This window comes from Bradyrhizobium sp. SHOUNA76, assembly GCF_023006445.1.
Classification (GTDB): domain Bacteria; phylum Pseudomonadota; class Alphaproteobacteria; order Rhizobiales; family Xanthobacteraceae; genus Bradyrhizobium.
In genome coordinates this window covers 1-2381 of record NZ_JALBHA010000719.1, presented here as the reverse complement: position 1 = coordinate 2381, position 2381 = coordinate 1, and the positions used below count along the sequence as shown (strand labels likewise).

The window sequence follows — 2381 nt, the reverse complement described above, 5'->3', positions numbered from 1 at the left end:
AGCGCCGTGCCGTAGTTCCGCTCACGCAGGAGCTTGCCCAGGGCGAGCTGGCGGCCCACGGCGAGGCGGCCGCGCGGCAGGTCCCAGACGATGCCAGCGCGCACGCCGGGCATGTAATCGACCAGCGGGGCGCAGAGGGATGTGGTCAGCAGATCGACCGGGCGATTGGGCCAGCGCGCCTTCAGGACCCGCACCACGGTGTGGTTCCGGACGAAATCGCCGATCCACATGTAGGGAATGATCAGGATCGGGCGCGTGTCGTCCCGATCTGCATCTTCACTAAATTGCGAATCTTGATTCATTCGTTAATAGGGCCGAAGGCGAGCTGATGTGGCGCTTCGGTTAGCCGCTCCGGGCCGGGACGTAAAGCAGGCAGTGCGCGAGTCCAAAACGCCTGCCCAAAATGCTTACACTTTGGCGGATGATGCGCTACGGCAGGGTCGGACCTTAAGAAAATCGGGCAGGTAGGTGGAATGTTGCTGGTGACCGGCGGGGCCGGTTTTATCGGATCGAATGTCGTGGCCGCGCTGAATGACGCCGGTCGCAGCGACGTCGTGGTGTGCGACCTGCTCGGCAATGACGGCAAGTGGCGCAACCTCGCCAAGCGCCAGCTTGTGGATATCGTTCCGCCGGCCGAACTGCTCGACTGGCTGACGGGCCGCAAGTTAGATGCCGTGATCCATCTCGGGGCGATCTCCGCGACCACCGCGACCGACGGCGACCACGTGTTCGAGACCAATTTCCGCATGTCGATGCGCCTGCTGGACTGGTGCACGGCGGGCGCCGTGCCGCTCATCTATGCCTCTTCGGCAGCGACCTATGGCGACGGCGAGGCCGGCTTTGGCGACGATGCCTCGCTGCCGGCACTGAAAAAGCTGCGGCCGATGAATCTCTATGGCTGGAGCAAGCACATGTTCGATCTCGCGGTCGCCGGGCGCGCAGCGAACGGCGATCCGCTGCCGCCGCAATGCGTGGGCTTGAAATTCTTCAACGTGTTCGGCCCTAACGAATACCACAAGGGCTCGATGATGAGCGTGCTGGCGCGCCGCTTCGACGACGTCAAAGCGGGGCGCGTCGTGCAGCTGTTCAAGTCGCATCGCGAGGGCATCGCCGACGGCGACCAGCGCCGCGACTTCATCTATGTCGACGACGTCGTGCGCGTCATCATGTGGCTGCTGGCAACGCCCTCCGTCTCCGGGCTCTTCAATGTCGGCACCGGCAAGGCGCGCAGCTTCAAGGACCTGATGCTCGCGGCTTATGCCGCGCTCGGCACCAGGCCCAACATCGAATACATCGACATGCCCGAGAACATCCGCGGCGCGTATCAGTACTTCACCCAGAGCGAGGTCGATCGCCTCGGCCGCGCCGGCTATAACGGCGGCTTCACGACGCTCGAGGACGCGGTAAAAGCCTATGTCGGAGACTATCTCGACCGGCCCGACCGTTTCCGCTGAGGCTTTTTGATCATGCCGACGCCCATTCTCGATTTCGACGCCCTCGCGCAGGCCATCTCGGGCCGCACGGTGCTCTGCATCGGCGACATCATGCTGGACGAGTTCGTCTATGGCGAGGTGTCGCGGATCTCGCCGGAAGCGCCGACGCCTGTCATCGCTGCACAGCGCAGCGAGATCCATATCGGCGGTGCCGGCAATGTCGCGCGCAACGTCGCGTCTCTCGGCGCGCGCTGCATCTTCGTCGGCCTCGTCGGCGAGGACGATGCCGGCGCACGGCTCAAGGCGGCGCTGGATGAGATCGCCGGCATCGAGAACGTGCTGGTGCGCGACCCGTCGCGGCCGACCACGCGAAAAGTCCGCTTTGTCTCCGAACATTTTTCCACGCACATGCTGCGCGCGGATTGGGAGCAGGCGCTGCCTGCCTCCGATGGGATCGAGACCAGGCTGATCGAGGCGATCCTGCCGCAGATCGCGCGCGCCGATATCGTGCTGCTTTCGGACTACGCCAAGGGCGTGCTGACGGCGCGCGTCATCCGCCACACCATCGACGCCGCGCGAAAACTCGGCAAGCCCGTGATCGTCGATCCCAAGAGCCTGAACTGGGCGATCTATCGCGGCGCCACGCTGCTCACGCCCAACCGCAAGGAATTTGCGGAAGCGACGCGCAGCCGCGCCGACACGCTACAGAGCATTGTCGATGCCAGCGAGGATGTGATGCGGCTCGCCGATTGCAAGGCGATCCTGGTCACCCAAGGCGAGCACGGCATGACGCTGGTGCCACGGGGCGGCGAGGCCGTTCACGTTCCGGCTTTTCCGGTGAAAGTGCGCGATGTCTCCGGCGCCGGGGACACCGTCGCCGCCGCGCTCGCGGTATCGCTTGCGACCGGCGCGGACTGGGATACGGCCCTGCGCATGGCCAACGCGGCG

General features: G+C 65.0%; 3 protein-coding genes. 2 read left to right on the top strand and 1 reads right to left on the bottom strand.

Annotation, left to right across the window (positions count from 1 at the left end):
* Positions 1-302: glycosyltransferase family 9 protein (locus MOV74_RS36120; protein ID WP_404979226.1), on the bottom strand; the 302-nt coding region annotated here is incomplete at its 3' end.
* Between the two features lie 171 nt (positions 303-473).
* Here MOV74_RS36120 and rfaD point away from each other — a divergent pair.
* Both rfaD and rfaE1 read left to right on the top strand, forming a co-directional pair.
* The gene (gene rfaD, locus MOV74_RS36115; protein ID WP_246932043.1) at positions 474-1454 is read left to right on the top strand and encodes an ADP-glyceromanno-heptose 6-epimerase; all 981 of its coding nucleotides are present in this window, start codon (positions 474-476) and stop codon (positions 1452-1454) included.
* Positions 1455-1466: 12 nt separating this feature from the next.
* Positions 1467-2381, top strand: a 915-nt coding sequence (rfaE1, locus tag MOV74_RS36110) for a D-glycero-beta-D-manno-heptose-7-phosphate kinase (RefSeq protein WP_246932041.1), incomplete at its 3' end; no start/stop codon positions are given.

Excerpts from the sequence above, each read along its gene's own strand:
- rfaD (WP_246932043.1), top strand. The coding sequence starts at position 474 with ATGTTGCTGGTGACCGGCGGGGCCGGTTTTATCGGATCGAATGTCGTG.